The organism is Arthrobacter hankyongi (genome assembly GCF_022012395.1).
Classification (GTDB): domain Bacteria; phylum Actinomycetota; class Actinomycetes; order Actinomycetales; family Micrococcaceae; genus Crystallibacter; species Crystallibacter hankyongi.
The window spans coordinates 382,536-406,350 of the sequence record NZ_JAKLTQ010000002.1 but is presented as its reverse complement, the minus strand read 5'-3'; the positions used below and the strand labels follow the sequence as shown (position 1 = coordinate 406,350).

General features: G+C 65.3%; 22 protein-coding genes. 2 read left to right on the top strand and 20 right to left on the bottom strand.

From position 1 onward, the window contains the following. The first annotated feature begins 32 nt into the window (after positions 1-32). Positions 33-743: a GntR family transcriptional regulator gene (locus LVY72_RS05855; protein ID WP_237818642.1), complete on the top strand. Its 711-nt coding sequence runs from the start codon at positions 33-35 to the stop codon at positions 741-743. A 78-nt stretch (positions 744-821) separates the two neighbouring features. Here LVY72_RS05855 and LVY72_RS05850 read toward each other — a convergent pair whose 3' ends face one another. From LVY72_RS05850 to LVY72_RS05785, 14 genes are all read right to left on the bottom strand, one after another. Further along, positions 822-1,535, bottom strand: coding sequence for an SDR family oxidoreductase (locus LVY72_RS05850; RefSeq protein WP_237818640.1), 714 nt, complete (start codon positions 1,533-1,535; stop codon positions 822-824). Further along, a complete protein-coding gene (locus LVY72_RS05845) occupies positions 1,532-2,173 on the bottom strand; it encodes a TetR/AcrR family transcriptional regulator (protein ID WP_237818638.1) in 642 nt (213 codons plus the stop codon). The genes LVY72_RS05850 and LVY72_RS05845 overlap by 4 nt, the downstream gene beginning before the upstream one ends. A 103-nt stretch (positions 2,174-2,276) precedes the next feature. Further along, positions 2,277-4,256, bottom strand: coding sequence for a flavin-containing monooxygenase (locus LVY72_RS05840; protein WP_237818636.1), 1,980 nt, complete (start codon positions 4,254-4,256; stop codon positions 2,277-2,279). Further along, on the bottom strand, positions 4,253-5,092 hold the full coding sequence (locus LVY72_RS05835) for an ABC transporter ATP-binding protein (protein ID WP_237818634.1): 840 nt from the start codon (positions 5,090-5,092) through the stop codon (positions 4,253-4,255). Before LVY72_RS05835 ends, LVY72_RS05840 begins: the two co-directional genes overlap by 4 nt. Continuing rightward, on the bottom strand, positions 5,085-5,855 hold the full coding sequence (locus LVY72_RS05830) for an ABC transporter permease (protein ID WP_237818632.1): 771 nt from the start codon (positions 5,853-5,855) through the stop codon (positions 5,085-5,087). Before LVY72_RS05830 ends, LVY72_RS05835 begins: the two co-directional genes overlap by 8 nt. Continuing rightward, positions 5,852-6,595, bottom strand: a complete 744-nt coding sequence (locus LVY72_RS05825) for an ABC transporter permease (protein WP_237818630.1) — start codon at positions 6,593-6,595, stop codon at positions 5,852-5,854. The genes LVY72_RS05830 and LVY72_RS05825 overlap by 4 nt, the downstream gene beginning before the upstream one ends. A gap of 171 nt (positions 6,596-6,766) precedes the next feature. Then, the gene (locus LVY72_RS05820; protein WP_237818628.1) at positions 6,767-7,768 is read right to left on the bottom strand and encodes an ABC transporter substrate-binding protein; all 1,002 of its coding nucleotides are present in this window, start codon (positions 7,766-7,768) and stop codon (positions 6,767-6,769) included. A 120-nt stretch (positions 7,769-7,888) separates the two neighbouring features. Next, positions 7,889-9,547 carry a bifunctional 3-(3-hydroxy-phenyl)propionate/3-hydroxycinnamic acid hydroxylase gene (locus tag LVY72_RS05815; RefSeq protein WP_237818626.1) on the bottom strand — a complete coding sequence of 553 codons (1,659 nt, stop codon included), beginning with the start codon at positions 9,545-9,547 and terminating at the stop codon, positions 7,889-7,891. After that, the gene (locus tag LVY72_RS05810) at positions 9,544-10,290 is read right to left on the bottom strand and encodes an HpcH/HpaI aldolase family protein (RefSeq protein WP_237818623.1); all 747 of its coding nucleotides are present in this window, start codon (positions 10,288-10,290) and stop codon (positions 9,544-9,546) included. Before LVY72_RS05810 ends, LVY72_RS05815 begins: the two co-directional genes overlap by 4 nt. Beyond that, the gene (locus LVY72_RS05805) at positions 10,287-10,739 is read right to left on the bottom strand and encodes a nuclear transport factor 2 family protein (RefSeq protein WP_237818621.1); all 453 of its coding nucleotides are present in this window, start codon (positions 10,737-10,739) and stop codon (positions 10,287-10,289) included. Before LVY72_RS05805 ends, LVY72_RS05810 begins: the two co-directional genes overlap by 4 nt. After that, on the bottom strand, positions 10,739-11,527 hold the full coding sequence (locus LVY72_RS05800; RefSeq protein WP_237818619.1) for a 2-keto-4-pentenoate hydratase: 789 nt from the start codon (positions 11,525-11,527) through the stop codon (positions 10,739-10,741). Before LVY72_RS05800 ends, LVY72_RS05805 begins: the two co-directional genes overlap by 1 nt. A 5-nt stretch (positions 11,528-11,532) precedes the next feature. Then, a complete protein-coding gene (locus LVY72_RS05795) occupies positions 11,533-12,399 on the bottom strand; it encodes an alpha/beta fold hydrolase (RefSeq protein ID WP_237818617.1) in 867 nt (288 codons plus the stop codon). Next, positions 12,396-13,340, bottom strand: a complete 945-nt coding sequence (locus LVY72_RS05790) for a 3-carboxyethylcatechol 2,3-dioxygenase (RefSeq protein ID WP_237818615.1) — start codon at positions 13,338-13,340, stop codon at positions 12,396-12,398. The genes LVY72_RS05795 and LVY72_RS05790 overlap by 4 nt, the downstream gene beginning before the upstream one ends. A 981-nt stretch (positions 13,341-14,321) precedes the next feature. Next, a complete protein-coding gene (locus tag LVY72_RS05785) occupies positions 14,322-15,890 on the bottom strand; it encodes an FAD-binding oxidoreductase (protein ID WP_237818754.1) in 1,569 nt (522 codons plus the stop codon). A gap of 143 nt (positions 15,891-16,033) precedes the next feature. Here LVY72_RS05785 and LVY72_RS05780 point away from each other — a divergent pair, with 143 nt between their 5' ends. After that, positions 16,034-16,978, top strand: coding sequence for a LysR family transcriptional regulator (locus LVY72_RS05780; RefSeq protein WP_237818613.1), 945 nt, complete (start codon positions 16,034-16,036; stop codon positions 16,976-16,978). An 82-nt stretch (positions 16,979-17,060) separates the two neighbouring features. On the opposite strand, the gene LVY72_RS05775 is transcribed toward LVY72_RS05780, so the two are convergent. The 6 genes from LVY72_RS05775 to LVY72_RS05750 form a co-directional block, all read right to left on the bottom strand. Beyond that, on the bottom strand, positions 17,061-18,398 hold the full coding sequence (locus tag LVY72_RS05775) for an LLM class flavin-dependent oxidoreductase (RefSeq protein ID WP_237818610.1): 1,338 nt from the start codon (positions 18,396-18,398) through the stop codon (positions 17,061-17,063). A gap of 219 nt (positions 18,399-18,617) precedes the next feature. Then, the gene (locus LVY72_RS05770; RefSeq protein WP_237818608.1) at positions 18,618-19,895 is read right to left on the bottom strand and encodes an MFS transporter; all 1,278 of its coding nucleotides are present in this window, start codon (positions 19,893-19,895) and stop codon (positions 18,618-18,620) included. Between the two features lie 431 nt (positions 19,896-20,326). Beyond that, the gene (locus LVY72_RS05765) at positions 20,327-21,220 is read right to left on the bottom strand and encodes a VOC family protein (RefSeq protein ID WP_237818606.1); all 894 of its coding nucleotides are present in this window, start codon (positions 21,218-21,220) and stop codon (positions 20,327-20,329) included. Positions 21,221-21,522: 302 nt separating this feature from the next. Next, entirely contained in the window at positions 21,523-22,707 is a 1,185-nt protein-coding gene (locus LVY72_RS05760) for an RtcB family protein (protein ID WP_237818604.1), read from the bottom strand. A gap of 328 nt (positions 22,708-23,035) precedes the next feature. Then, positions 23,036-23,401, bottom strand: a complete 366-nt coding sequence (locus tag LVY72_RS05755; RefSeq protein ID WP_237818602.1) for a YciI family protein — start codon at positions 23,399-23,401, stop codon at positions 23,036-23,038. Between the two features lie 30 nt (positions 23,402-23,431). After that, positions 23,432-23,731 (bottom strand): dihydrofolate reductase family protein, encoded by a 300-nt coding sequence (locus tag LVY72_RS05750; protein WP_237818600.1) that lies wholly within the window; start codon positions 23,729-23,731, stop codon positions 23,432-23,434. Between the last annotated feature and the right edge of the window lie 84 nt (positions 23,732-23,815).

The window sequence follows — 23,815 nt, the reverse complement described above, 5'->3', positions numbered from 1 at the left end:
CTTGCATTATGAGGAGAATGTAGAATCATCGCATGGCAAAGCGCACCGACTCCGAGACCCTGAGCAAGCACATCCGGGATGCCTTGCGCCGGGACATTCTCGCCGGCCGCTGGTCACCGGGCGAAAAGCTCCAACTCGCCGCGCTCTCGGAGTATTACCAAACCAGCAGCACGGTGATCCGGGAGGCGCTGACCCGGCTGGTGGGAGACCGTTTGGTCCAGCTCAAGCCGAACCGCGGCTTCTTCGTGCCGCCCATTTCCCTGGCCGAGCTGGAGGATATTACGGAACTGCGCTGCGTCAATGAGGAGTTTGCCATCACCTTGGCGATCAAGCGCGGGGATCTGCACTGGGAATCGGAGTTGATCGCCGCCCACCATACCCTCGAACGCACGCCCCGCCGCCAGACCGACGACCCGGACCAACACACGCAGGAATGGAACGATGCCCATCAGGCGTTCCACGCCAAACTGCTCGAGGCCTGCGGCGTGCCGGTGCTGATCGACCTGACCTCCACGCTCTCGGACATCGTCCAGCTCTACGGACGGTGGGCCGGCATGGCCACGCGTGACGCCCAGCGCGACATCGAGCAGGAGCACCGGAACATCCTGGACGCTGCCCTGAAGCGGGACGCACCCCGGGCGGCCCGGCTCCTACGGGAACACTACGAGACCACCATGGACGCGGTCCGCAACGCCGGAGAGGTGGGGCTCGAAAAAACCGCCGAGCCCGCCGCCGGGCCCTGAGCCAAGGGGCCTGCCCCGCGGGTCCGCACGGTGCGGCACTCCGGCCCGGCACCCGTTGGAGGCACCGGTTCGCCCACCTCAGACGGCCCGCGTCACGCCGCCGTCGACGCGGATGTTCTGGCCCGTGATGTAACTCGACTCGTCGCTGGCGAGAAACCGTACGACCTTGGCAATTTCGTCGGCACTCGCCGCCCGACGCAGCGGAATCCGCTGCGTCCACTCGAGCGGTACCGTGCTGGGATCCTCCTTGGTGAACCCCGGCAGCACGTTGTTCATGCGGATCCCCACCGGCCCGTACTCGTCCGCATACAGTTTGGTGAACGAGGCCAGCGCCGCACGGAAAGTCGCGGACACCGGGTAGCGCGGATTCGGTTCGAACGGCGAACTCGTCGAAATATTGATGATCGACCCGCCTCCCGCAGCCTCAAAGTGCGGCGTGATAATCCGGGACATGCGGACCACGTTCATCAGGTAGGCATTCATGCCGTCTTCCCAATCCGCATCCGCCAACTCAAGCACCGGGCCGGAGGCCGCGTGCCCGGAACCGTTGACGACCGTATCGACGCGGCCGAATTCGGACAGTGCCAGATCGACAATCGCCTGCAGGTCCTTGGCCGAACGGTTCGAGCCATCCAGGCCCACGCCGCCGTACTCCTGAGCGAGCGCCCGGGCACTGCCGGAGGGCGAGAGCGCCGCGAGCCGGTAACCGTCCGCAGCCAGTTCCCGCACGACCGCGGCACCGATGCCTGAGCCGCCCGCAATGACCACGGCCACCTTTTGCCTTCCCGTCATTTCTCCACCTCCCCCTCGGCCATCGCTGCCCGGCGCGCGATGAGTGCCTCCACCGCAGACGCGGACAGGTCTGCGAATTCCATGAAGTCGATGTCGTCACCGGCGGACGCGGCGATATAGAAACCGTCGGTCAAGGCGCGCCCGAGGACCACCATCTTCCGCCCGAAATCCGGGTCGGCTGCCAGGACGGAGCCGGGGATCTGGGGTTCGACACGCTGGACCATGAGCTCGAACATCTGCCTGCGGACATCCAGGTACTTCTTGCGGGCCGCGTTGTCGGCCAGGCGCTTCTCCAGCGCGAAGAGCAGCGCCAGGATCCAGAACGCCTCCGCCTTATTCTCCGGATCGGTTGATCCGCCCGCAGAGCCCGCGATGCTCCGGCGGAGCAGGTCCCGGTTCGTGGGACCGGTGTGGTCCTCTTTCCACTTCCCGAAGCAGTACTCGATAAGTTCGGCGAAGAGCTGTTCCTTGTTGTTGAAATGCCAGTAGACGGAGCCAGTAGGCAGCCCGGACAGGCGCGCCACCTCTGCCATCGTGGTGCCCTCGTAGCCCGCCGTGACAGCGAGCGTCAACGCGGCCTCCAGGATGGCACGCTCATTCTCCGGAGTGCTTTGATGAACACGGCTTCTCTTCGTCACGGGTGGTTTTTCCTTCATATCGCTAACGTCCGTATACGCCGACGATACGCCACCCACTGATGGTGAATCTGTGCAGGGACAGCCGCCGGCCACCAAATGCCGCTCAGGGGAGGAAGTCATAGTCCTCCGGCCTTACTGACTCGGTGACGTTCCAGTACTCGACGTTGGTGAACGGCCAGATCTGCGAGACACGGCCGCAGCCGTTCTGGTACCAGGTACGCACATACGGCTGCCCCCAGGCCATCCTCCGGTTCTCCTGGTCGACCCATTCCACGAACCGGTCCAATGCGGCCGGTTTGACGTCCAGCGCTGTCACCCGGCGCTCAAGGACCTCGCGGACCGCCTTGAGCGAGTATTCGCTGGCCCGCTCCAGCATGAAGTGAAGACTCCCCGCGACCACGCCGCCAACGTTGGGCCCGTAGACCATGAAGAAGTTCGGAAACCCCGGGACGGTGACGCCGTTATAGGCGCGCGCGTCCCCTTGCCAAAAGTCGTGGATCTCCCGTCCCTCGCGGCCGACGATCGTGATGCCCTCGAGGTACTCCGAGGGCCGGAACCCGGTGGCATAAATGACGATGTCGACGTTGTGTTCAGTTCCGTCCTCGGTCACGATGCCACCCGGGGTGAACTCCCGGATCGGGGAGGTTTCGAGCTGCGTTTGTTCCGCCGTGAGTGCTCTGGCCCAGACCCCGTTGTCCCGCAGCATCCGCTTGGCGCCCGGCGGGTAGCCGGGGACCGCGTGCCTGAGCAGCTCCGGGTGCCCTGCGAACTGCTCGGCGAGGCGGTAGACCAGCTCGTCGCGGACCTCCTGGTTCTTCTGCGACACGCTCAGCGGCGCCGCCGGCCAGTCTTCCTCCGCGCGGACGGTGTGGAAGCGCCCGGGGATCCCCAGGAGAGTCACCCAGAGCCGGAACCATTGGGCGTAGTGCGGCACCTTGCGCACGAGCCAGGCGAACGTATCGGTCATCCCCTCGTGATAGGCCGGTGCCGGGAGCATCCAGGGCGCGCTCCGCTGGAAGACCACCATGCTTTCGACATCGTCGACGATGGCCGGGACGATCTGGTAGGCGCTGGCGCCGGTGCCGATGACAGCCACCCGCTTTCCCCGCCAGTCGACGGACTCATCCCAGTTTTGCGAATGCATCGCTACGCCGGTGAACGAGTCCCGGCCCGGGAAATCCGGGATGTTGGGGATATCGAGTTGGCCGGTGGCGCTGACGACGGCGTTGAACCGCCGGGTCCGCTCGGCGCCGTCCCGGGTGCGGGTGGTTGCTACCCACATGCCGGCGGCCTCGTCCCACTCGGCGCGGACCAGACGGCTGCCGAACTCGATCCGCTCGCTGAGGCCGGCCTTGCGGGCGACCGTCTCCAAGTACTCGCGGATCTCGTGTCCTTCGGCAAATTGGTGCGGCCAGTCCGGGCGCTGCGCGAATGAGTAGGAGTAGCCGAAGGTCGGCGTATCGAGGCGCACCCCCGGGTAGCGGTTCTTCTGCCAGGTGCCGCCCAGGCACTCGCCGGCCTCGATGATCGTGAACGGGACGCCCGCCTGGGCGAACCGGTAGGCGGCGGCGATCCCGGCCACCCCCGAGCCGACGATCAGGACGGAGAAGGGCCTGTCCGGGGCGACGTCGTCATATTGCCACCCGGGAGCGCCGCCTTTGTCCGGTGCCAGATCGAGCTCGTGCTTGAGCATGCCGATCCAGTCGCGGTGGCCGTTGGCGAGGTACTCCAGGATGGAAGTGACGACGGCGCCGGGCAGGGTGTCGACGCTGGTGATCCGTTCATCGCGCAGTCGGCGCAAACCCGCCAACGCCAGCTGCCTGCCACGATCCTGCTGGTCTTCGCTCATGCCGCCGTGCGGGTGGTTGACCGTGTCCACGGGCGTCAGCGGCGGCCGCAGCTCCGGGGACAGGGCGCTGGTGTCGCCGGTGGCCGCAGCGAGGGCGGCGAGGAGCGCAGGAAGGTCCGCCCCCTCGACGATCCGCAACAGCTCGGCGTCGGTCTCGGTGACCGGCTCATAGTTGTCCTGCCAGAACAGATCGTCCTGGGGGACCCGCAGTACGTCGACACCGGTGGTGCTCATGCGTGGGCCTCCGTGAATCGGGCCGGCTCAACCACGGCGTGGATATTGGTCTTGGCGAACTGCACCCGCTCATAGACCTCGGCCCGCAGTTCGGCGAAGCGGGCCGCGGACCGTGTGACGAGCTGGTCGCGCTCCTGCGGCAGATCGATCTCGATGTCGTTCTGGATGACCGTCGGCGAACTGGAAAGTACGAGCACGCGTTCGGCCAGGTAGACGGACTCGTCGATGTCGTGGGTGACAAACAGGATGGTCATGTTGTGCTTCCGCCAGATCCTGCGCACCAGGTCCTCGAGGTCGGCGCGCGTTTGGGCGTCGACGGCCGCGAACGGCTCGTCCATGAGCAGCACGCTCGGCTGCGAAGCCACCGCCCGGGCGATGGCCACGCGCTGTTGCATGCCCCCGGAAAGCTGCCAGGGATACTTCGCCCCGGCCTTGTCCAGCCCCACGGATTCCAGGGCATCGCGGACGCGCTCGGCCCGCTCCATTTTGGGGACCCCACTGGTCTTCAGCGGCAGGTCCACGTTGGCCTCGACCGTCATCCAGGGAAACAGGCTGCGCCCGTACTCCTGGAAGACAACCGCCATCCCCTTGGCCGGACCGTTGACGCTCTGCCCGTCCAGCACGACCTCGCCTGAGGTGGTGCGCATGAGACCGGCGATGCACTTCAGCAGCGTGGTCTTTCCGCTTCCCGAGGGGCCGACGAGGCAGGCGAATTCGCCGTCGTGCAGATCGAACGTCAGGGACCTGACCGCCTCGAATTCGGTGCCGGCTCCTGTCTGGTAGATCTTCTGCACCTGGTCGACCTTGAGCCGTACCGGCTTCTGAGCCCTAGTCATTTTCCTTCTCCTTCAATCCTTCGTACCAAGCGAGAATCCGCTTCTGAAACCACTGGAAGACCACTGACAAAGTCACGCCGATGATTCCGAGCAGCAGGATGCCGCTCCACATCTCCGCAATGGCCACCCGGTTCTGGAAGTTGATGGTCCAGTGGCCGATGCCGTCGGTGGACGCGAACATCTCGGACACCACCATCAGGATGAGCGCGACGGCCAGGCTTTGCCGGATACCGGCCATGATCTGGGGTGAGGCTGCCGGGAGCACAAGATAGCGCATCCGGTCGAACTTGGTCAGCCCGATCACCTTGGCTGTGTTCTGCAGGACTTCGTCGATGGAAGTCACCCCGGCGACCGTGTTGAGCAGGATCGGCCAGACGCAGCTGAAGACGATCAGCGTGATCTTCATCGAGTCGTTGATACCGATCAGCAGCAGCAGCACCGGGATGAGGATCGTCGACGGGATCGCCCTGATGAACTCGAAGAGCGGCTCGAACAGCCACCGGATCCACCGCACGTAACCGATGACCGCCCCGACGGCGATGCCGATCACGATGGACAACCCGAGGCCCGCCAGGAGGCGGCTGAGGCTTGGCAGCACGTCGGAGACGAAGCGTTCGGAAAACCAGATCTTGAAGAACCGGTCCATCAGCTTCGCAGGCTCCGGTATGAAGAAGTTCGTCGCGGTTGATGTATAGACGGTCCACGCAGCCAGCAGGAGCAGCGGGATTCCCAGGAAGTACCCGGTTTTCTTCAGTAGGGTCACGCTGCTTTCCCTCCGCGTACCGATTCGTGCCAGAACAAGGTCTTGCGCTCCACAAACCGCATGAGGCTGTTGATCGCGATGCCGAGCAGGCCGCTGGTGATGATGAGTGCGTAGATCGCCGGAGCCGAGCCGTTGATCTGCGCGAACGCGACCTCCTGGCCAAGCCCGGGGGTGCCCACGATCAGCTCAACGCTGATGGCGAGAATAAGGGCGACCGTCGCCGCCAGCCGCAGGCCGGTCATGAGGAACGGCAGCAGCGTCGGGAAGATGACGTACCGGACGCGCTGGGGAAAATCCATCCGCAGGGTCCGCGCCGTGTCGAGGGCGACCTTATCCAGGTCGGCAATGCCGTAGAGCACCTGGATGAGGATGATCCAAAAGCACGCATAGATGATGATCATGAGCTCGGATCCGATGCGCGGGCCGAAAAGCAAGGCGGCAATGGGAATCAGCGCCACGGCTGGAATCGGCCGCAGGAACTCGATGGTCGAATGTGTGGCACGGACCAGGACCCGGCTCGATCCGATGATGACGCCCACGACCAGCCCTGCCGCCGTCGAAATCAGCACCCCGAGGAGCCAGGCTCGCAGAGTGTGGCCCGTCGCCACCCAGAAGTCGGTGTAGGCGAAGTTGGCGGCGAACCGCTCGAAAACCGCAGCCGGCGGCGGCATGTGCCGGGGATCGACGATCCCGAACGTCGACACCATCTGCCAGAGGCCGAGGAATCCGAGGAATCCCAAGGTCCCGAGCGCAGCCGGTCCCGTCTTGAGCCACAAGCTGTACCGTCGGGCGGCTGGTGACGCTGATATTGCTGGGTTGGCCATCTTGACCAGTCCCCCTTTCAAGTCTCACGGTTGGGCCGGAACTGTGGAGTGCGGCGCCCGCTCGGCAAACGCCGCACTCCGACACCGCTACTTGGCCCAGACCGTGTTATTGACGTTGGGGCGGGTCTCAAGGACACCGTGCTTGACCATGAGGTCCGCAAACTGGTTGAGGGCGCCGACGTCGAGCTTGGCGTTCCACTCGATGAAGTCCGTCTTGGCCGCGGCCTCGGGCGAGGTGCCAAGAACCGCCGGCAGCAGATCACGCACCTCGTCCTGATGCTTTTCGGCATAGCTGAGGGTCTTGTCGAGCCCGTCGACAAAATTCTCCACCAACTCCGGGTCGCTCTTGGTCAAGGAACCGCTGGAAGCGATAACCAGCTCGGCACCGCCGAGCCCGGTTTTCTGGATGAAGTCGCTGACGACGGCACCCCCGTCTGCGACAATCTGCTGCATGAACGGCGGGCCGGCCATGCCGGCGTCGATCGCGCCGCTCTCCAGCTGGGCCGCGACCTCGTTGAAACCGAGTTGCACGAAGGTCACCTTGTCGGGATCGCCGCCGTCGCGCGCCACGGCCTCCCGGATACCGATCTCGCCGATGCTGCCCAGCGCGTTAATCGAAACGGTCTTGCCCTCCAGGTCTTTGGCACGGTGGATGTCCGAGCCGGGGCCGACCAGGACGGCCACGGAGTCCTCCACCATGTCCGGGCGGTTGCGGGCGTACCCTGACACAATCTTGACGTCGAGCCCTTGGGCAGCCGCCACGAGCGGCGTCGTCGGGCTGGCCAGCATGAATTCGAGGTTGCCGGAACTCAGCGCCGGCAGCTGGGCGGCGCTGCCCTGCCCGAGGAGCATCTTGAGGTTGATGCCTTCCTCCTTGAAGTAGCCCTTGTTGATTCCGAGCTGGATCGCGCCCACAGCCGACGAGGGGAACAGTCCGATCGTGACGTCGCGGAGGTCCGAGTTGGTCGAACCGCCGCTCGGCGCTGCCTCGGCTTTCCCTCCCGAGATCGAGCCGGAGGCGCAGCCGGACAGCATCAAGGCAGCGACGAGTGCGCCTGCGGACAGCAGGTGGGTGGTCTTGGTTTTCATGGGTGTTCTCTCTTCCTTGAGTGAACGAAGCGTAAGGAGCGCACGGAGAAGAGCAGGGGCCGGTGGCATCACTGCACCCCGCATTACGCATTCGTAAGATGAAAATGAGCTATTTGGTCTTCACTGTGCAGCCAGGGCGGCACCGGCGGCCGCCGGCAGCAGGTAGGCGCTGGCAAACACTTCCCGGACTTTGCGGTCGAGGTCCTGGACCAGGCACTCGGCGGCAATGACATGGTCCGGACGGACGACGACGGCTGAAACGGGACGGGCATGGAACCAGGACTTCAGCGCACCGGACCGGTCCCCGATGGCGCGGACACCGGATGACGCATTGTCCGCGGCCCAGCGCAATTGGGCCGAGGGCACCAGCTGGACCAGCGTTGCGTCCAGGGAATCCAGCTGTGCACGCACCTGAGCGGAGAGGAAGTTCACCGGATCGTTGTTCCAGACGAAGATCCGCCACCCGGTGCCCGTGGCGTCGTCCAGCAGGACGTCGCCGTTATCGACCGTCTGGACGCGCGGCTGCGGGAAGAGTGTGCCCGCGCTCGGCTGGATGCCGTCCTCGATGGGTACGGATTTCGATTCCGGCCACCGGCTTGGCACAACCACGCCGCGAGTGTACTTCGGCATCGGTTTGAATCCCTGTCCGGAGACGTACGACTTGAGCTTCGGCAGGTGATCGATGACCGCCGCGGCAGCATCACGCACGGCCGAGGTGACCTTGCTGCGGTTCGTGACCACCTTGGCCATGCCGACCGAGAGCTCCACCATCGCCTTGACGTGGTCCCTCCGCTCTTCGGCATAGGTGTCGAGGAGCCGGTCGCTTGCCACGCCGCGTACCACGGCCGGCAGCTTCCAGCCCAGGTTCAGGGCATCCCGGATGCAGGAATTCCATCCCTGTCCTGCCACAACCGGCATGACATGTGCTGCGTCTCCGGCCAGCAGGACCCGCCCCACACGGAACCGCTCCGCAATCCGTGCGTGATGCGCGTAGACACGGCGGCGGATCACATCCAGCGAGGCAGGATCGGCGACATGGTCCTTGAGCAACTGGTGGAGGAACTCGTCGCTGTTGGCGAGTTCGTCGCTCTCCCCCTCCAGAAGCATGAACTCCCAACGGCGGATGCCATGCGGCAGACTCAGCGTGGCATAACCGCGGGTCGGATCACCGCCGAAGACGGCATGCGGCGTACCCAGCGGGTCATTGGCGACATCGATCACAAGGCCGCGCTGCTGCCGGGTCCGCCCGGTGAAAGGGATCCCGAGCTTCTGCCTCGTGAACGACCGGCCGCCCTCGCAACCAACCACGTAGGCGGCCCGGATTGACGCGTCCTGGTGCTGGGAACGAACGGTGACGGTCACGCCGTCGTTATCCTGAACCAAATCCATGGCTTCGACACCGAGCCGGACATCGACGCAATCGAAACGGCGGGCACCATCCAGCAGGATCTGGTCCACGAGGGGCTGCACGAACCCGTTGCGGCGCGGCCATCCGAACTCCCGGGTGGTTGGATTGATCTCGGCGATCACCTTGCCCACACCGTTGACAACGCGGATCTGCTGGTCCGGCACCGTGTGCTCGAGCACTTCCTCGACCAGGCCGATCGACTGCATCGCCCGCAGGGACTCGTCATCGATGCCTACGGCACGCGGGTAGTCGATCAGTTTCGTCCTCGCCTCGACGAGAATCGTCCGGATACCGTTCTGGCCCAGCAGGTTGGCCAGTGTGAGCCCGGTCGGCCCCGCCCCGATGATGAGAATGTCGGTCTGCTCCATCATGACGCCCCCTTCAACGCCGCGACGGTTGCGCGGGCGTGCCTTCCGATGAACATCAGGTCGATGCCCAGCCCCACGTAGTCCAGCCCTGCCCGGAGCACCTGCCCCGCCGCGAAGGCAGGGTCGCTGCAGTACAGACCAAACGTCACCCCGTGCGCCCGGGCCCGTTCGGCGAGATGGACGACGGCGTCGGCAACCGGACCGCTGGTCCAGTCCGGCCGTCCCGGCAATCCGTAGGAGACCGCCAGATCGGCGGGCCCGACGTAGACCGAATCGACTCCGTCAACGCCGAGGATTTCATCGGCGGCCTCGACGCCGGCAGCGGATTCGATCTGCACAACCGTCGCCACTGCGGCGTTGCCGGCTGCGCAGTAGTCCTCACCCCCGTACAGCGCCGGACGGCTCGGGCCGAGGCTGCGCCCGCCGAGCGGCGGGTACTTCGTTGCCGAGACCACCGCGCGCGCCTGGCCGGCAGTCTCGACAGTGGGAGCGACGATACCCCGGGCGCCGCTGTCAAGCAGCCGCCCGATGGCCCCGAAATCGATGCTGGCCACCCGGGCGAAGGCATAGGCGTTGCCGCGCGGGATGGCGCGCAGCATCCTGCACGCTGCGTCGAGCCCAACCTCGCCGTGTTGCAGGTCGATGACGACGCCGTCGTACCCTGCATCCAGCGCGCTTTCGACGACCGCCATGGACGGCGTCGTGACGTGCAGCAGGGCCGGCACCAGAGCCTCCTGGGCGCTCATTCGCCACCTCCTGCAGCGACGCGCTTCGCATGGGCGGCGGCGTTGTTCCCGCCGAAGACCGGAACGATCTCGCGGCGCTGGATCAGCCACCTGCCGTCGATCCGCACGTACTGCTCGCGGAATTCGCCCACGCTGGCCGGATGGAGCGGATCTGGCTGGCTGCCCCGGAAGGTCATGTAGTAGGTGGTGCCGCACAGGACGCCGTTCTCGAAGCCCAAGCGCGTTCCACCCGAAAAGTGGCGGACCACGCCGGCGTTGATCTTCACGCGGCGCTCGCCCCAGGACTTGATGGCTTCACGGCCGACCATGGTGCCCAGCGGGCCGACGGAGACCGCGTCCTCTGCATAGAGGGTGTGGAGCCTGTCGGCCTGGCCGTGGTCGAGCAGCCAGTGATGCTCGGCGACGAGCTGTTCGATCTCGACGCGGATATCATTCGTAACTTCAGGCATTAGCGGCCTCCTTCGAGCCTGGCCGACACGCATCCGAATCCATGCGAGTACTCAGCGGTGTAGGTGATGTCTGTGTCCCAGTCGACGATCATCCCGATGGATCCGGAGAGCAGGATCTCGCCGGCCCGCAGCGGCTTGCCCACGCGTAATGAGGTTTCCGCGAGCCACTGGATCGCATTGATCGGCCCTTTCAGGACGTTCCTGCCGATGCCCCGGGTGACCTCCTCATCGCCGCGGTAAAGCACCATCTCCACCTCGTCAAGATCGACCTCCGCATAGGCCTTGCGAACCGTGCCGGTGACCAGTCCCTCGCACGCGGCATTGTCGGCCACGGTGTCGAGGATGCTCATGCCGTAGTTGTGGTACCGGCAGTCGACGAGCTCAATGGCCGGAGTGACGTAGTCGATCGCGGCCTTGATCGACTCGAGGTCTGCGCTGAGCACATCCTGCTTGAGGACGAAGGCGAGCTCGGCTTCGATTTTCGGCTTAATGAAGGCGGACCGGGGGCGGACGATGCCGTCGGAGAAGACCATGTCCTCAAGGACGATCCCGTAGTCGGGTTGGTCCACGCCGGCCTTCCTCTGGACCATCGGGTTGGTCAGGCCCACCTTGCGGCCCACGCGCCTGAGCCCCTGTTCCTGCACCCGGCGCTGCGTGTTGATCTCAGAGATCGTGTACGCGGCATCGAGATCGCCGTCCGATAGTTGATGCCGGATGTGGTCGATTGGAGTGAGGGTCCGACGCGCCTCGTAGAGGTCATCGGCGAGCTTCTGGATGATCTGGGACACCTCGATCAGCCCTTCCGTGCTAGAAAATCGACGGCCCGCTCGTTGAAGACACATGGGTCCTCCCATTGCGGCCAGTGGGCAGCGTTCCGGATGACGAGCAATTCACCGTCGGGAATAACGGCCGCAAACCGTTCGCCCGTTTCGATCCCGCCGGACGGCTCATGATCGGTCCAGACGAGCAGCGTTGGCACCTTCAGTGCCGCGTAGTCTTCCTCGGTCACGCGGTTGCGGAAACGGATATCGGGCTTCTGCAAAGCCATAATGTGACCCATCGACCGGGCAAATCCCTCCCGGCTGTAGATGGCCTGGCGTATGCGCACGAGTTCGTCGGTGATGAGATCCGGATCGTGGATGACGACCTGCAGCCGTCCTTTGACGTTCTCGAACGTCGGGTCCTCGACTGCGTTGCGGCTGACAGAGCGCGCCTTGTCCATGGCCTGCTGGCCGATGACCTGTCCGCCCGGGGCGCTCAGTATGAGCGTCTTCACACGTTCCGCATGTGACTGGGCGAACTTCAGCGCGATCCACCCGCCAAGCGACTCGCCGCACAGATGCACCCGGTCGAGGCCCAGAGCGTCCAGCAGCCCGACCAGGTGCTCCTCGTAGTCCGAAATCTCCAGATCGGCCTCGGCCAATGTCGAAAAACCATGCCCAGGGTAGTCGTAGGCGACGACCCGGTGCGTCTGAGCCAACGCCCGGATGTTCTGGGTGAAGGCCTCGATGTGGCCGCTGGTACCGGCCATCAGTACGACCGTGTCCTCGCCCTCACCCACGGAGAGCACCCGCGTACGCCAGACTCCGACCCCGACGTAGCTCACCTTGTGGGGCAGGTCGCCGATCTCCTGCCAAAACGTCGCGGGCTCTGGCCTCATGCGGCACCATCCGTGATGGCCGCGACGACGCCGAAACCGGCTCCCCAAGTCTCGACCGGCCAGTACCGGTCGACCACCAAGCTGTAACTGCCCTCCGTCGCCAGCGCGCTGAAGGCCGCAATCCAGGTCCGTACCTCATGGGCGCCGCTGCCGCCCTCGCGGCCGAACCACTCGTTGGTCCAGGAGTCGACGACGGTCAGGTCGCCGCCGCGGAATGTATCGAGGATCTCGGTGTCCCACGCAGCGTTGAGCGGTTGCGTCGTGGCCTTCCCCTCGGCGAACTTCCGGATGTTTTCGATCATGGTGGATTCACGGACTTCGCGCTGCTCCGGGGTCATCTCCGAGTGCACGAGCCTTTCCTTCACCTCGTCCGGCGCAGAGTCCCACACCGGTATCGGCGGGTTGTGCGAGAGCCCGCCCGAGGCGAGGATCAGCACCCTCTTGTCGAGCTTTCCCGCCGCACGACCCACGGCCTCTCCGAACAGACGGACACGGTTCATAGGCGTCAGGGGCAGACCCACGGAGTTCACGAAAATCGGCACGATTGGATTGGTGAACCCGTGGCCGTAGATGAACTCAAGCGGCTGCAGCACACCGTGGTCGACCTGCAGGCGCTCGGAACGGGCGACGTCGATGCCGTCCTCGAGAATGATCCGGTGCAGTTCCCGGGCAACTTCTCCGTCGACGGGCAACGGGCCAGCAGCGGTGCCCCAGTCCCCGACCCCGTTGGCCTGGGCGCCGACGCAGAACGGCGGCATCATCTCGTACATCACACCGTTGAAGTGATCCGGCCCCAGCGCGATCGTGACATCGGGAGCGTACTCCTCCACGAAGGTGCGGACGTCGTTGATCGCGGTATTGATCTCATCGAAGATCCCCCCGCCCGGATCCACGTTCCCAAACGAGGGAGCGTGGGACATTGCAGCCACTGCAAGCGTCATTGCTTCATTTCCCTTCAGGCCCGTCGGGCCTCGTGGTCTTTGCCGTCCAAGCTGGACTAGATTGAAGTTTCTAGAATCTAGATTCTAGTGATTAGGTTCACTTTAGTCTAGGGGTGTCCCGGAGCCGCGAAATTTCGCCATGACGGCCCTGCCGTCCCTCAGCCATTTCCGCCGGCAACTCAGGAAGGCGCCGCGGTTCCTCACCAAAAACCATGGCGGCTTCCGGTGAGCTTCAGGGATGGCCGCTCCCGTTCACGTCTGGAGCGTTGGTTCTTCCGAGGACTTGGTCGACGATGTTCCGGCTATTCCGGGTCCTGCTGGCTTCCAGAAAGTTTGGCGGGACCGCGCATGGGTATCAATGAGCACTTGTTTTGACAGGGCACAGGAATCGTCCTGAATTTCGCAGGTGGGCGCGGTGGCGCACCAGCGGGGAGGAACTGGGTGTCGCTTGCCGGCAGGACGAATGCGCTGCTCTTCTATCGGCATATCCGGCGCACACCGGTCCGCCGGTGCCGCTTCGGGCCAGCTTGACCAGGAATCTGTTCCAGTCCGCATCGCGACCTCCAGCCGGGCATAACCCGGCCTTTAGCGGACGGCAGTTGATTACTGCCCAGCCAAGGCCGGCCCGCAGCCAACCGGCGTCCAACGATGCTCAAACGGGGCATTCAAATGATCCCGAACCGGTTCGACCGGCACGCCGAGCCGGAGGTACACGGCGCCTAGGAGGCGAATGTAGCCGGCCTAGGCGAAGCCCGGCATCCCGATCCGCTGCGCCCAGGTCCGCCGCCCCGCCTTACGATGCCCAGCACCTTCATAGGAGAGGAGACAGCCGGCAGGGCGCAGGCCTCGTTGAAAACGAGGCCTGCGCCACTGGCGAACAGTTCGATGCCCTGTGCCTTCAGGAGGGGCAGGGACGGCGCTGTTACACATGTCCTGCGGTGCCATGAGTACAACAGCCGCGTTTGTTTTCGTGCGGCAGGGCTAGCGGGTCACGGACCCCAGGTCCGGGGCTTCCTGCCGTAGCCGGGCCGGCCAGACGCCCTGCTTGCCCGGGGAGAGGATGCCGGCCGGATCCAGCGCATCCTTGATCTTCTGCTGCAGCCGGCGAGCGGCGTGGTTGTTGAAGTCGAAGCCGTCAGCGATCGTGTCCATATAGTCCACATGGCTGCGGTACGGTGCATAGCCGCGGCGCCGGGCTGCGGCCAGCAGCTTGGCGTAGAGCCCGCGGGCACGCGCCAACTGCTCCTCGTTGCCGTTCTCGAAGAAGATCATGGTCACATGCACCATGTGCCGGGGGTACAGGTGGTAGCCGATGTAGATGTCGAAGCCGTATTCGCGGTAGAGCTCCTTGGCTTCCTGATAGAAGTCCCAGACCTCCTGGCCGCGGGCCGGGATGATCGGGGCTGCATCGATGTGCCCGCCATTTTCGGCTGCCCAGGCCACCGTCTCCAGCGGCTTCATGGTCGGCACGCCGGCCATGTGGGCACGGTCCTGCGGAGCGATGTCCTCGTAGGCGACCTGCGCTCCATCCCGGCCCTCATAGATGCGGGTCCTGACCTCGAAGCCGTCCAGCTGCGCGAAGCGTTCTTTGATGATCTCCATCCGGCGCTGCACCAGGTGCTTGTCGCCGTAAAGGGCGAACTTGGCGTTCCACTGGCCGATGCCCATCTCCTGGCGCATTTCCTCGAGCCGCTCGTCCGGGATCGATCCCTCGCCGGTGTACCAACGCGAGCGCGGGCCGTTCATGGTGGCGGCGCGGACCACGTTCCCGCAGAGAGCATTGTTCTGGATCACGTCCTGGCGCCGCAGCTCGGTGAGGATGTCGATCAGCTTCGGCATGTCCTCCTCGCGCTCCACCAGCACTTCCCCGGAGGCGAACACATCCGGCCAGGGCATCAGCCAGAGTCCAATCTTGGTCACCACGCCCAGGTTGGACTGGGTGAACAGCCCGTCCAGCGTCGGGCCGAAGCCGCCTTGGAAGATGGGGCCGAGGTCGGTGCCCTCCATGGCACCCATCCCGGTACGGACCAGCTCCCCGTCCGGCAGGACTACTTCCATGCCGCACAGGGACTTCACATGGTCCCCGTTCGGGGTCATGCCGTAGCCGCGGTCCAAGGTGTTGCCCAGCACCGAGCCCCAGCCCAGCGCCGGCACGGACATCCAGACCCTCAGCCCGTGCTCCTGGATGTACTCGAACAGGTCGAAGAAGGTCACCCCGGGTTCGACCACGGCGTAGCAAAGCTTGTCATCCACCTCCAGGATCCGGTTCATCCGGCCCAGGTCCATAGCCACCATGGCCTGCGTGCGCGGCTCCGGACCGCCGTAGCCGAGGTTCTTCCCCCGGGAGAAGGTCCACAGCGGCACGCCGGTTTCATTGGCCAGCCGGACCAGCGCCTGCACTTCCTCGACGGAGCCCGGGCGCACCCCCGGCCATGCGCTCCGTCCGGCGTTGAGCGGATACGGGTCGATGTAGCCCGCCTCGGCACGCACCACATTCTCCTCGCCGACAATGGCGGCGGCCTGGTCGAGGAACAGCTCCCGGGTATCCATCACGTACTTCGCACCTTCCACACAGTTCCGCCGCCGGGGCGGCGGCCGGCCAGGCCGTCGCGGCCCGCCCCTCCATCATGGCAACCTCAATGCCTCAAGTAAATTGTCAATATTAGGATTGTTTTGTCAGTAGAATTGACAATATGAACCTGGAGAGCCATCCCGCCATCACCCTGCGCCAGATCTGGCACTTCGTCGTCGCCGCGGAGACCGGCACGATGAGCGAGGCGGCCCGCCGGCTGCACATGGCGCCGTCGGCCATCTCGATGTCCATCGCCGAACTCGAACGCATTATCGGCGCCGAGCTGTGCATCAAGCGCAAGTCCAAGGGCCTGACGCTCACCTCCACGGGCCGGGCCGTCTTCCTGCAGGCCCGCGAGCTGCTGGATCTGGCGGACGAGATCGCCTCGCTGTCCAAGGGCGACCGCCCGAACGTGCGCGGGCCGCTGACCGTGGGCTGCTACATGACCCTGGGCCCGACCATCATTCCACCCATGCTCTCCGACTTCGCCGCACAGTGCCCGCACGTGGACGTCGACTTCGTGGAGGGCTACCACGAGGACCTGCAGGAGCGCCTGCTGGACGGATCGATCGACGCGGCCTTCCTCTATGACATGAACATTTCCCCGGCCGTCAGGACCGCTCCCCTGCTCACGGCAGATCCGTACATCCTGCTGCCGGCCAGCCATCCGCTGCAGGCCGCAGCCGAAATCAGCCTGAAGGATATCGCTGCCGAGCCGCTGATCTTCTTCGATGCCCCGCCCATTTCCACCCGCATCCTGGAGATGTACCGCGAGTCCGATATCACCCCACACGTACTGCACCGCTCCCGCAGCTACGCCACGGTCAGGTCGCTGGTGGCCACCGGCCGCGGGGTGGCCGTGCTGTTCCAGCGGCCCCGGCTCGAGGCCCCCTACGAGGAACTGCGGGTGGCGCTCAAGCCGCTGGCCCAGCCGCGCTCGGCCATCCGGCAGCAGGCCACCGTGTGCCTGGCCTGGCCGCGCAGCACCCGCCTCAATGCCCGCGCCCAGGCGTGGGTGGACGTCGCCACCGAACGCTTCAGCGCCAATCCGCCCGACGTCGTCTGAGCCGGCCGCGCGACCGGCAGAAAACGCACGACGCCGGCAGGAGGCTCCCGCCGGCGTCGTACTTTCCCTGCCGCTGCCGCGCTTAGCCGAGCACGGCGTAGTCCGCGACGGCGGCCGGGCGCGGCAGCCCGAGGTTATCGCGCAGCGTGGTCCCCTCGTACTCACTGCGGAAGTAGCCCCGGTCCTGCAATTCGGGGACCAGCTTGTCGCAGATCAGGGCGAAGCCGCCGGGGTTGAACGGCGAGTTCAGGTTGAAGCCGTCGCAGGCCTTGGACTCGAACCAGTCCACCATCCGGTCCGCGACCTGGCTGGCGGTGCCGGCCATCCACTGGTGCCCGGTGGAGCGGGCCAGGTCCACGATCAGCTCGCGCAGCGTCATGCCCAGCTCCACGCTCTTCTTGCGGTAGATCTGGTAGCGGCTGCCCAGGCGCGGATCATCGGAGAACCACTCGGCCGGGATGCGCTCGTTGTAGTCCAGCTCGCTCAGGTCCATCTTCAGGTCGGCCCCCACCTGGATCCGGCCGTTTTCGAGGTGGACGTGGTTGGCCAGCTCGTCCGCCAGATGCTGCGCTTCCTTCTCGGTGTCGCCGAGGATGGGCAGGATGCCCGGGATGATCTTGACCTCGTCCGGGTTGCGGCCCTTGTCCGCAGCCAGCTGCTTGAACTTGGCGTAGAACTCGATGGAGGGTGCCTTGAACGGCTGGGCGGTGTAGATCCCGTCCGCCACCGAGGACCCCAGCTCCATGCCCGGGCCGGAGGAGCCTGCCTGGACGAGCACCGGGCGGCCCTGCGGGGAACGCGGCATGTTGATCGGGCCGGCGACTTCGAAGAACTCGCCCTTGTGGTTGAGCGGGCGGAGCTTGTCCGCGTCCACGTACCAGCCGGACTCCCGGTCGTTGATCACCGCGTCATCCGCCCAGCTGTCCCAGAGTCGCTGGACGACGTTGACGAATTCGGTGGCGCGCCGGTAGCGGGTCGCCGGGTCCGGGGCTTCCTGCATCCCGAAGTTTTGGAAGCCGTCGGAGGAGGTGACGATGTTCCAGCCGGCGCGGCCGCCGGACATGTGGTCCAAGCCGCACATCTGGCGGGCGACGTTATACGGCTCGGCGAAGGAAGTGGAGACCGTCCCAATCAGGCCGATGTTCTTCGTGCGGGCGGCCAGCGCTGCGAGCACCGTCATCGGCTCGTAGAAGCCGTTCATCTTGATGTCCCCGCGCAGCACGGTGTTCGCATGGACGATGTCCCCGAAGAACACCGCATCCAGCTTGGCCTTCTCGGCCATCAGCGTCAGGTCCGCCACGAAGTCCAGATTGGCCAGCTCCTCGGAACGGCTGCCCTCCATCCGCCAGCTGTCCTTATGGTAGCCGGCCGGCAGCATGAACGTGGTGAGCACCATGTGCTTCTTCGGCTTCAAGCTCATTGCTTGGGTTCCTTTCGTGATCCGCGCCACCTGCGCGGCGTCTGCTCCATCCATAATCACAGCCCGGCATAATTACGTAAATATGTAAGTTTCTGCCGTAGCTTTTCAATAATTCTGATGAATCAAGCTTGGGCAGGATGCGTCTTCGTCTGCCACCTCCAGGAATCACAAAGGCCCGCCCCGGTCCGTGCAGGGACCGGGGCGGGCCTGGGGAAATTGTCAGGCGTGCTGCTTTTGCTTCAACTCCGCGCCCTCGCGGCTCATCCGCACCGCAACCAGGCCGACCGCCAGAACGGCGATCCAAAAGGCACCCACCAGCGCATAGCCGCCGCTCCCGGCGGCCACCAAGGCGGTGGCGATCATCGGGGTGAAGCCGGCGCCGAGCGTCGAGGAGCCCTGATAGGCCAGAGACGCCCCGGTGTAGCGGACCTCCGCGGGGAACTGCTCGGAGATGTAGGCACCGATCGGCCCGGCCAGGATGCCCTGGATGACGCCGTTGCCGACGATCACGGCCAGCGCGAATCCCCATGCCGTGCCGTTGTGCATCAACTGCAGGGCCGGGAAGGCCCACAGGATGCCGGCGATGCCGCCGACGGTCAGCACTGCGCGGCGTCCGAAGCGGTCGCTCATGCGTGCTGCGGCAAAGCAGACAACCACGGTGAACACGGCGGCGACACCCTTGATGTTCAGCACGGCCGAGCGGTCCACACCCTCGGCCACCGCCACCGAGACACCCCAGGTGGTGAGGATCCCCTGCATGGTGTAAAAGCCCAGAGATGCCACCAGTGTCACGATAACCACCCGGGGAAAACGGCGCAGGACCTGTCCCAGCGGGGCCTTCCGGCCCTTCTGGCGCTCGGCGGCTTTGGCCTCCAAAGCCTTGAAGACCGGACTCTCGGCGACCTTGAGCCGGATGAGCATGCCGATCAGGATCAGCACGGCGGAGAGGATGAAGGGGATGCGCCAGCCCCAGACGAGGAACTGGTCCCCCGTGGCGGCGGACACGCCGGAGACGACGAAGGTGGCGAGCAGGCCGCCGGCCGGACCGCCGGCGTTGGCGAACGCAGCGGCAAAGCCCCGCTTATTGGCCGGAGCGTGTTCGAGCGCCATCAGCGTGGCCCCGCCCCATTCGCCGCCGACCGAAATGCCCTGGATAAAGCGCAGGGTAACCAGGATGACTGGGGCCGCGATGCCGATCGCGGCGGTGGTGGGCAGCAGGCCGATCGCCACCGTGGCGCCGCCCATCATGAGCATCGACAGCACCAGCATCTTCTTGCGCCCGATTCTGTCGCCGAAGTGGCCGAAGATGATCCCGCCCAGCGGCCGCGCGACGTAACCAACGGCGAGCGTGCCGAAGGAGGCGAAGAGCGCGACCGCTGGGCTGAGATTGGAGAAGAAGACCTTGTCGAAGATCAGCGAGGCGGCGGTCGCATACAGGATGAAGTCGTAGTACTCAATAATGCTGCCCATCAGGCTGGACCCAAGGACCCGCCGCATGTCCCTGGTATTGAGGGACTCCCCCGCCGGGCCCGTGGAGGCTTCGCGGTGGTGGAGCTCCTGTGGCTCGCTGTCTGTCTGAACGTTTTTTGGCTGCGACATAGGCTCTTTCACTTCGTGGAGAACGGTGGGGCTTCGGCTTCCACAGGTCAGCCGGAGGCACCGAGGATTTTACGAAACCGGGGTGCAGGCCGGTGCCGGCCTGCCGTGAGTCCCGTCACTCGTTGACTGCTTAAAGCATGGCGGAAGTCACAGCAGATGGCCAGAGTTTTACGCATTTTTATTTAAATAATGTTTTTCTTGACATGTATTGCATCATTGCTCTAGGCGCGCATATCGGTACATCCGCAATGCAGAGAGCCGCGTGCCCGGACCGTCCGGGCACGCGGCTCTGCCGCCGCACTGATACCTAACTGCCTAACACTGCATCCCTAGCGGAGCACCGCCATACGCGTCGGCGACTCCACCGGCGCCAGCCCGAAGTTGCGGAAATCCATGGGGCGGTAGCTGCTCCACATGTTCCACCAGTTCTCATCCTCGCCCCAGACCACCGGTGGGCGCGAGTCGTCGTAGATCTGCTCCAGATCCGTGTAGAGCTCGACGACGGCCCCGGACGTCTCCACGAAGTAGGCGGCGATGTTGTGGCCGGCGCCGTGGCGTACCGGCCCCCAGATCAGGTCCCGACCCAGCTTGTTCAGGCGGTCGCCGAGCTTGCCCAGGTCGACGATGCTCTGCGCCTGCCAGGCGTGGTGGTGCAGCGTCCCCTGGCCCCGGACCAGGGCAATGCCGTGGTGGTCCGGATTACAGCGCATGAAGTATGCAAAGTCGTCGCCAATCACGTCCGAGAGCCGGAAGTCGAGCACGCGCTGCAGGAACGTCATCATCCCGGTCACGTCGCGCGGGTGGAAGTTGAAGTGCCCATAACGGTCCGGGCCGAAGGAGAGCTGTGACGCCTGGTTTTCCTGCATGCCCACATAGACTTCGAAGACGAAGCCCTCGGGCCCCACAAAGGAGAAGCCATCCTCGATGCCGGCGCCGCGCGGCTTCTCACTGACGATCGGCAGGTTCTCCTGCTCGACCCGGCGGCGGATCTCGCGCAGCGCGTCGCCGTCGCGGGCGACGAAGCCGAAGCTGTCCACGCCGTCGACGTCGGACTCGATGTAGACGAGTTCGTGGTGCACATTGCCTGCGGCCAGGTACACGGCGTCGGAAGTCCGCTCGGTCTCGCGCAGTCCGAGGATCTGCGTCGCGTCAAAGACGGACTCCTCGAGCTTGGTCGTCTGAATGCCGACGTGCCCCATGGCCGTGATCAATCCCCAAGACATCCCTGTCTCCTATTCTGCTTGACTCTTCCAAAACCAGCATGTCGCTGCAATCTCATTGCAGAAAATAATATCTGACTAAGAATCGATTATCTAGGCTGTTTCGAGTGGGACTTGCCGGAGGCAGGCCCTAGGCTGGTTCCGGTTCAAGGCAGCGCTCCCGATGGCAGCGATGGAGGGACCGAGCCAACACCGAGGAAGCTCCGGCCGCCGGACTCCTGTCCGGATGCGCTTCGGGAGAGGCCGGCGCGGTTCCGTCGTCCCATGCCCGGGAGGCGACCGAAGCCTTCCTTGAGAAGCCCGCGTCAGCCCTTGACGCACAGCACCGTGCGCAGATGCTGGACAACGTCGACGAGGTCCTTTTGCGCGTCGATGACCGCGTACAGGTCCTTGTACGCCTCCGGAATTTCATCCACGATGCCCTGGTCCTTGCGGGATTCCACGCCGGCGGTCTGCGCAGCCAGGTCGGCGACCGTATAGGTCCTCAACGCAGCGTGGCGCGACATCCGCCGGCCGGCCCCATGGGACGCGGATTGGAAGGACGCCTCGTTGCCCCGGCCTCGGACCACATAGGAACCTGTTCCCATCGAACCGGGGATCAGGGCCAGTTCGCTCTTGCCCGCCCGGATGGCGCCCTTGCGCGTGACCAGCATCCTGCGGCCGTCGATCATCTCCTCGGCCACATAGTTGTGGTGGATGTTGATGCTCTGGCCGTACGCGACGTTCGCCGAAGCGAAGTGCCGGGAGACCTGCTCCTTGACCAGGCCCATCATGACCGCCCTGGACCGGGCAGCGTATTCCTGGGCCCACCACAGGTCATGCCGGTACGCGTCCATCTGAGGGGTGTCCGCCAGGAACACCGCCAGGTCGCGGTCCGCCAGCGCCTGGTTGTGCGGCAGCCTGCGGGCGATCTCGATGTGCCGCTCGGCCAGTTCCTTGCCGATGTTCCGGGAGCCGGAATGCAGGGTCAGCCACACGAAGCCGGCCTCGTCCACGCATACCTCGATGAAATGGTTCCCGCTGCCGAGCGTGCCCAACTGCCCGAGGGCGCGCGGCCTGAGCTTCTGCACACCGGCGTGCAGGTCCTTGAACCCCTCCCAGAAGGTCTTCATTCCGGACTCCAGCCCGAGACGCTTCAAGTCCACTTCCCTGCGGTGGCTGTTGGAACCCACAGGGACGGCGGACTCGATGGCGCGCCGCAGCGCGTGCAGGCCGTAGAGATCGCGTTCGGTCAGGGAGGTCTTGACGCCAACGACGCCGCACCCCAGGTCCACTCCGACGGCCGCCGGCGAGACAGCCCCGGGCATGGCAATGACCGAACCGATGGTGGCGCCCTTGCCGAGGTGGACATCGGGCATCACTCGGACCCCGTAGACCCAGGGCAGCGAGCCGATGTTCCTCAGCTGCTGCAGGGCAGCCGGCTCAACCTCGCGCTCAGCGGCCCACATCAGGACCGGATGCTTCGTACCCGGAAGCTCGACTGGAAACATGCGTGGCACCTCTTTAGTCCCCCTCCTCCAGTATCCCGCAGTCGACGGTAACGGAACCTCCGGCCACCCGATCAGCGGAGGGCGGCGGGCGCGGGACTCGAGGTAGCGCCGTTCGGGAAGGCTCAAGGTGCCGCGGGCGGCCCGGCCAAAATTGCGCACCTGGATGGACACCTTCGATGGACCGATCGGCTCCGAGGTGCGTGACCTTGACCCTTGCCATGGGCGGGGACGGCGCATTCCTGGCCGCGACGGGCCTGCAACCGTAAGGTGCACGAGGAAAGTGCAACGGCGGCGGGCATCCGACGTCGTACTTTGAGCGGTACCAGCCTCAGGTCATTTGGCCGCTCAGGTCAAGCACCGGACGGACTTCGACGTGGGCGAACCGCGCATCCGGGATCCGGGACGCGATTTCGACGGCACGCTCCCGGCTGGCGCAGTCGAGCAGGTAGAAGCCTGCCACCTGCTCCTGGTCCGCGAAGGACCCGTCCGCCGCCGTCACCTTTCCCTGCCGTACGGTCACGCTGGTGGTGTAGGACTGGTCCAGGGCCTCGGCCATGACCAGTTCGCCGGAGGCGGCCAATTCCGCGTTCAGACCGGCGAAGTCGCCGAAGCCCTCGGTGCGTTCGGCGTCCGAGAGCCCGGCCCAGGTCCGCTGCGACTCGGGATTGCTGTAGATCAGGATCAGGAACTTCATCGCGCCTCCTCAGGGATCCCCCGTTATCCATCATGTCGGTTTTCGGCGGAAGCGACAGTCCGGCACACGGCTCCGCCCGGGATCCCGCACGGCATACCGGGTGGCCAGCAGGTCCGGCGCCAGCTGTGCGGCGTCCAGCAGGGTGAACCGGGCATCGGCTGAGGCGTGCAGACAGGCCGGGAGCCCGGCGCCGATGACCTTCGGCACAACATGCAGCTGCAACTCGCCGACCAGTCCCGCACGGAACAGCAGCTCGGTCAGCTGCAGGCTGCCCCCGACGATGACGTTGCCGGGTTCCGGTTCCCCGAGGCCGCGGATTTCCGCAGCCACATTGCCGCGGATGATCCATGCCTCCCCGCCGTGGCCCCACGGTGCCTCGCCAGGGTCGAGGACACCACGTACTTGGGCAGCCGG

What these genes read in the sequence shown, in the direction of transcription:
- LVY72_RS05855 (WP_237818642.1), top strand. Translation starts at nt 33, where the DNA reads ATGGCAAAGCGCACCGACTCCGAGACCCTGAGCAAGCACATCCGGGAT.
- LVY72_RS05850 (WP_237818640.1), bottom strand. Translation starts at nt 1,535, where the DNA reads ATGACGGGAAGGCAAAAGGTGGCCGTGGTCATTGCGGGCGGCTCAGGC.
- LVY72_RS05840 (WP_237818636.1), bottom strand. Translation starts at nt 4,256, where the DNA reads ATGAGCACCACCGGTGTCGACGTACTGCGGGTCCCCCAGGACGATCTG.
- LVY72_RS05835 (WP_237818634.1), bottom strand. Translation starts at nt 5,092, where the DNA reads ATGACTAGGGCTCAGAAGCCGGTACGGCTCAAGGTCGACCAGGTGCAG.
- LVY72_RS05820 (WP_237818628.1), bottom strand. Translation starts at nt 7,768, where the DNA reads ATGAAAACCAAGACCACCCACCTGCTGTCCGCAGGCGCACTCGTCGCT.
- LVY72_RS05815 (WP_237818626.1), bottom strand. Translation starts at nt 9,547, where the DNA reads ATGATGGAGCAGACCGACATTCTCATCATCGGGGCGGGGCCGACCGGG.
- LVY72_RS05810 (WP_237818623.1), bottom strand. Translation starts at nt 10,290, where the DNA reads ATGAGCGCCCAGGAGGCTCTGGTGCCGGCCCTGCTGCACGTCACGACG.
- LVY72_RS05805 (WP_237818621.1), bottom strand. Translation starts at nt 10,739, where the DNA reads ATGCCTGAAGTTACGAATGATATCCGCGTCGAGATCGAACAGCTCGTC.
- LVY72_RS05795 (WP_237818617.1), bottom strand. Translation starts at nt 12,399, where the DNA reads ATGAGGCCAGAGCCCGCGACGTTTTGGCAGGAGATCGGCGACCTGCCC.
- LVY72_RS05790 (WP_237818615.1), bottom strand. Translation starts at nt 13,340, where the DNA reads ATGACGCTTGCAGTGGCTGCAATGTCCCACGCTCCCTCGTTTGGGAAC.
- LVY72_RS05785 (WP_237818754.1), bottom strand. Translation starts at nt 15,890, where the DNA reads ATGGATACCCGGGAGCTGTTCCTCGACCAGGCCGCCGCCATTGTCGGC.
- LVY72_RS05780 (WP_237818613.1), top strand. Translation starts at nt 16,034, where the DNA reads ATGAACCTGGAGAGCCATCCCGCCATCACCCTGCGCCAGATCTGGCAC.
- LVY72_RS05775 (WP_237818610.1), bottom strand. Translation starts at nt 18,398, where the DNA reads ATGAGCTTGAAGCCGAAGAAGCACATGGTGCTCACCACGTTCATGCTG.
- LVY72_RS05770 (WP_237818608.1), bottom strand. Translation starts at nt 19,895, where the DNA reads ATGCGGCGGGTCCTTGGGTCCAGCCTGATGGGCAGCATTATTGAGTAC.
- LVY72_RS05765 (WP_237818606.1), bottom strand. Translation starts at nt 21,220, where the DNA reads ATGTCTTGGGGATTGATCACGGCCATGGGGCACGTCGGCATTCAGACG.
- LVY72_RS05760 (WP_237818604.1), bottom strand. Translation starts at nt 22,707, where the DNA reads ATGTTTCCAGTCGAGCTTCCGGGTACGAAGCATCCGGTCCTGATGTGG.
- LVY72_RS05755 (WP_237818602.1), bottom strand. Translation starts at nt 23,401, where the DNA reads ATGAAGTTCCTGATCCTGATCTACAGCAATCCCGAGTCGCAGCGGACC.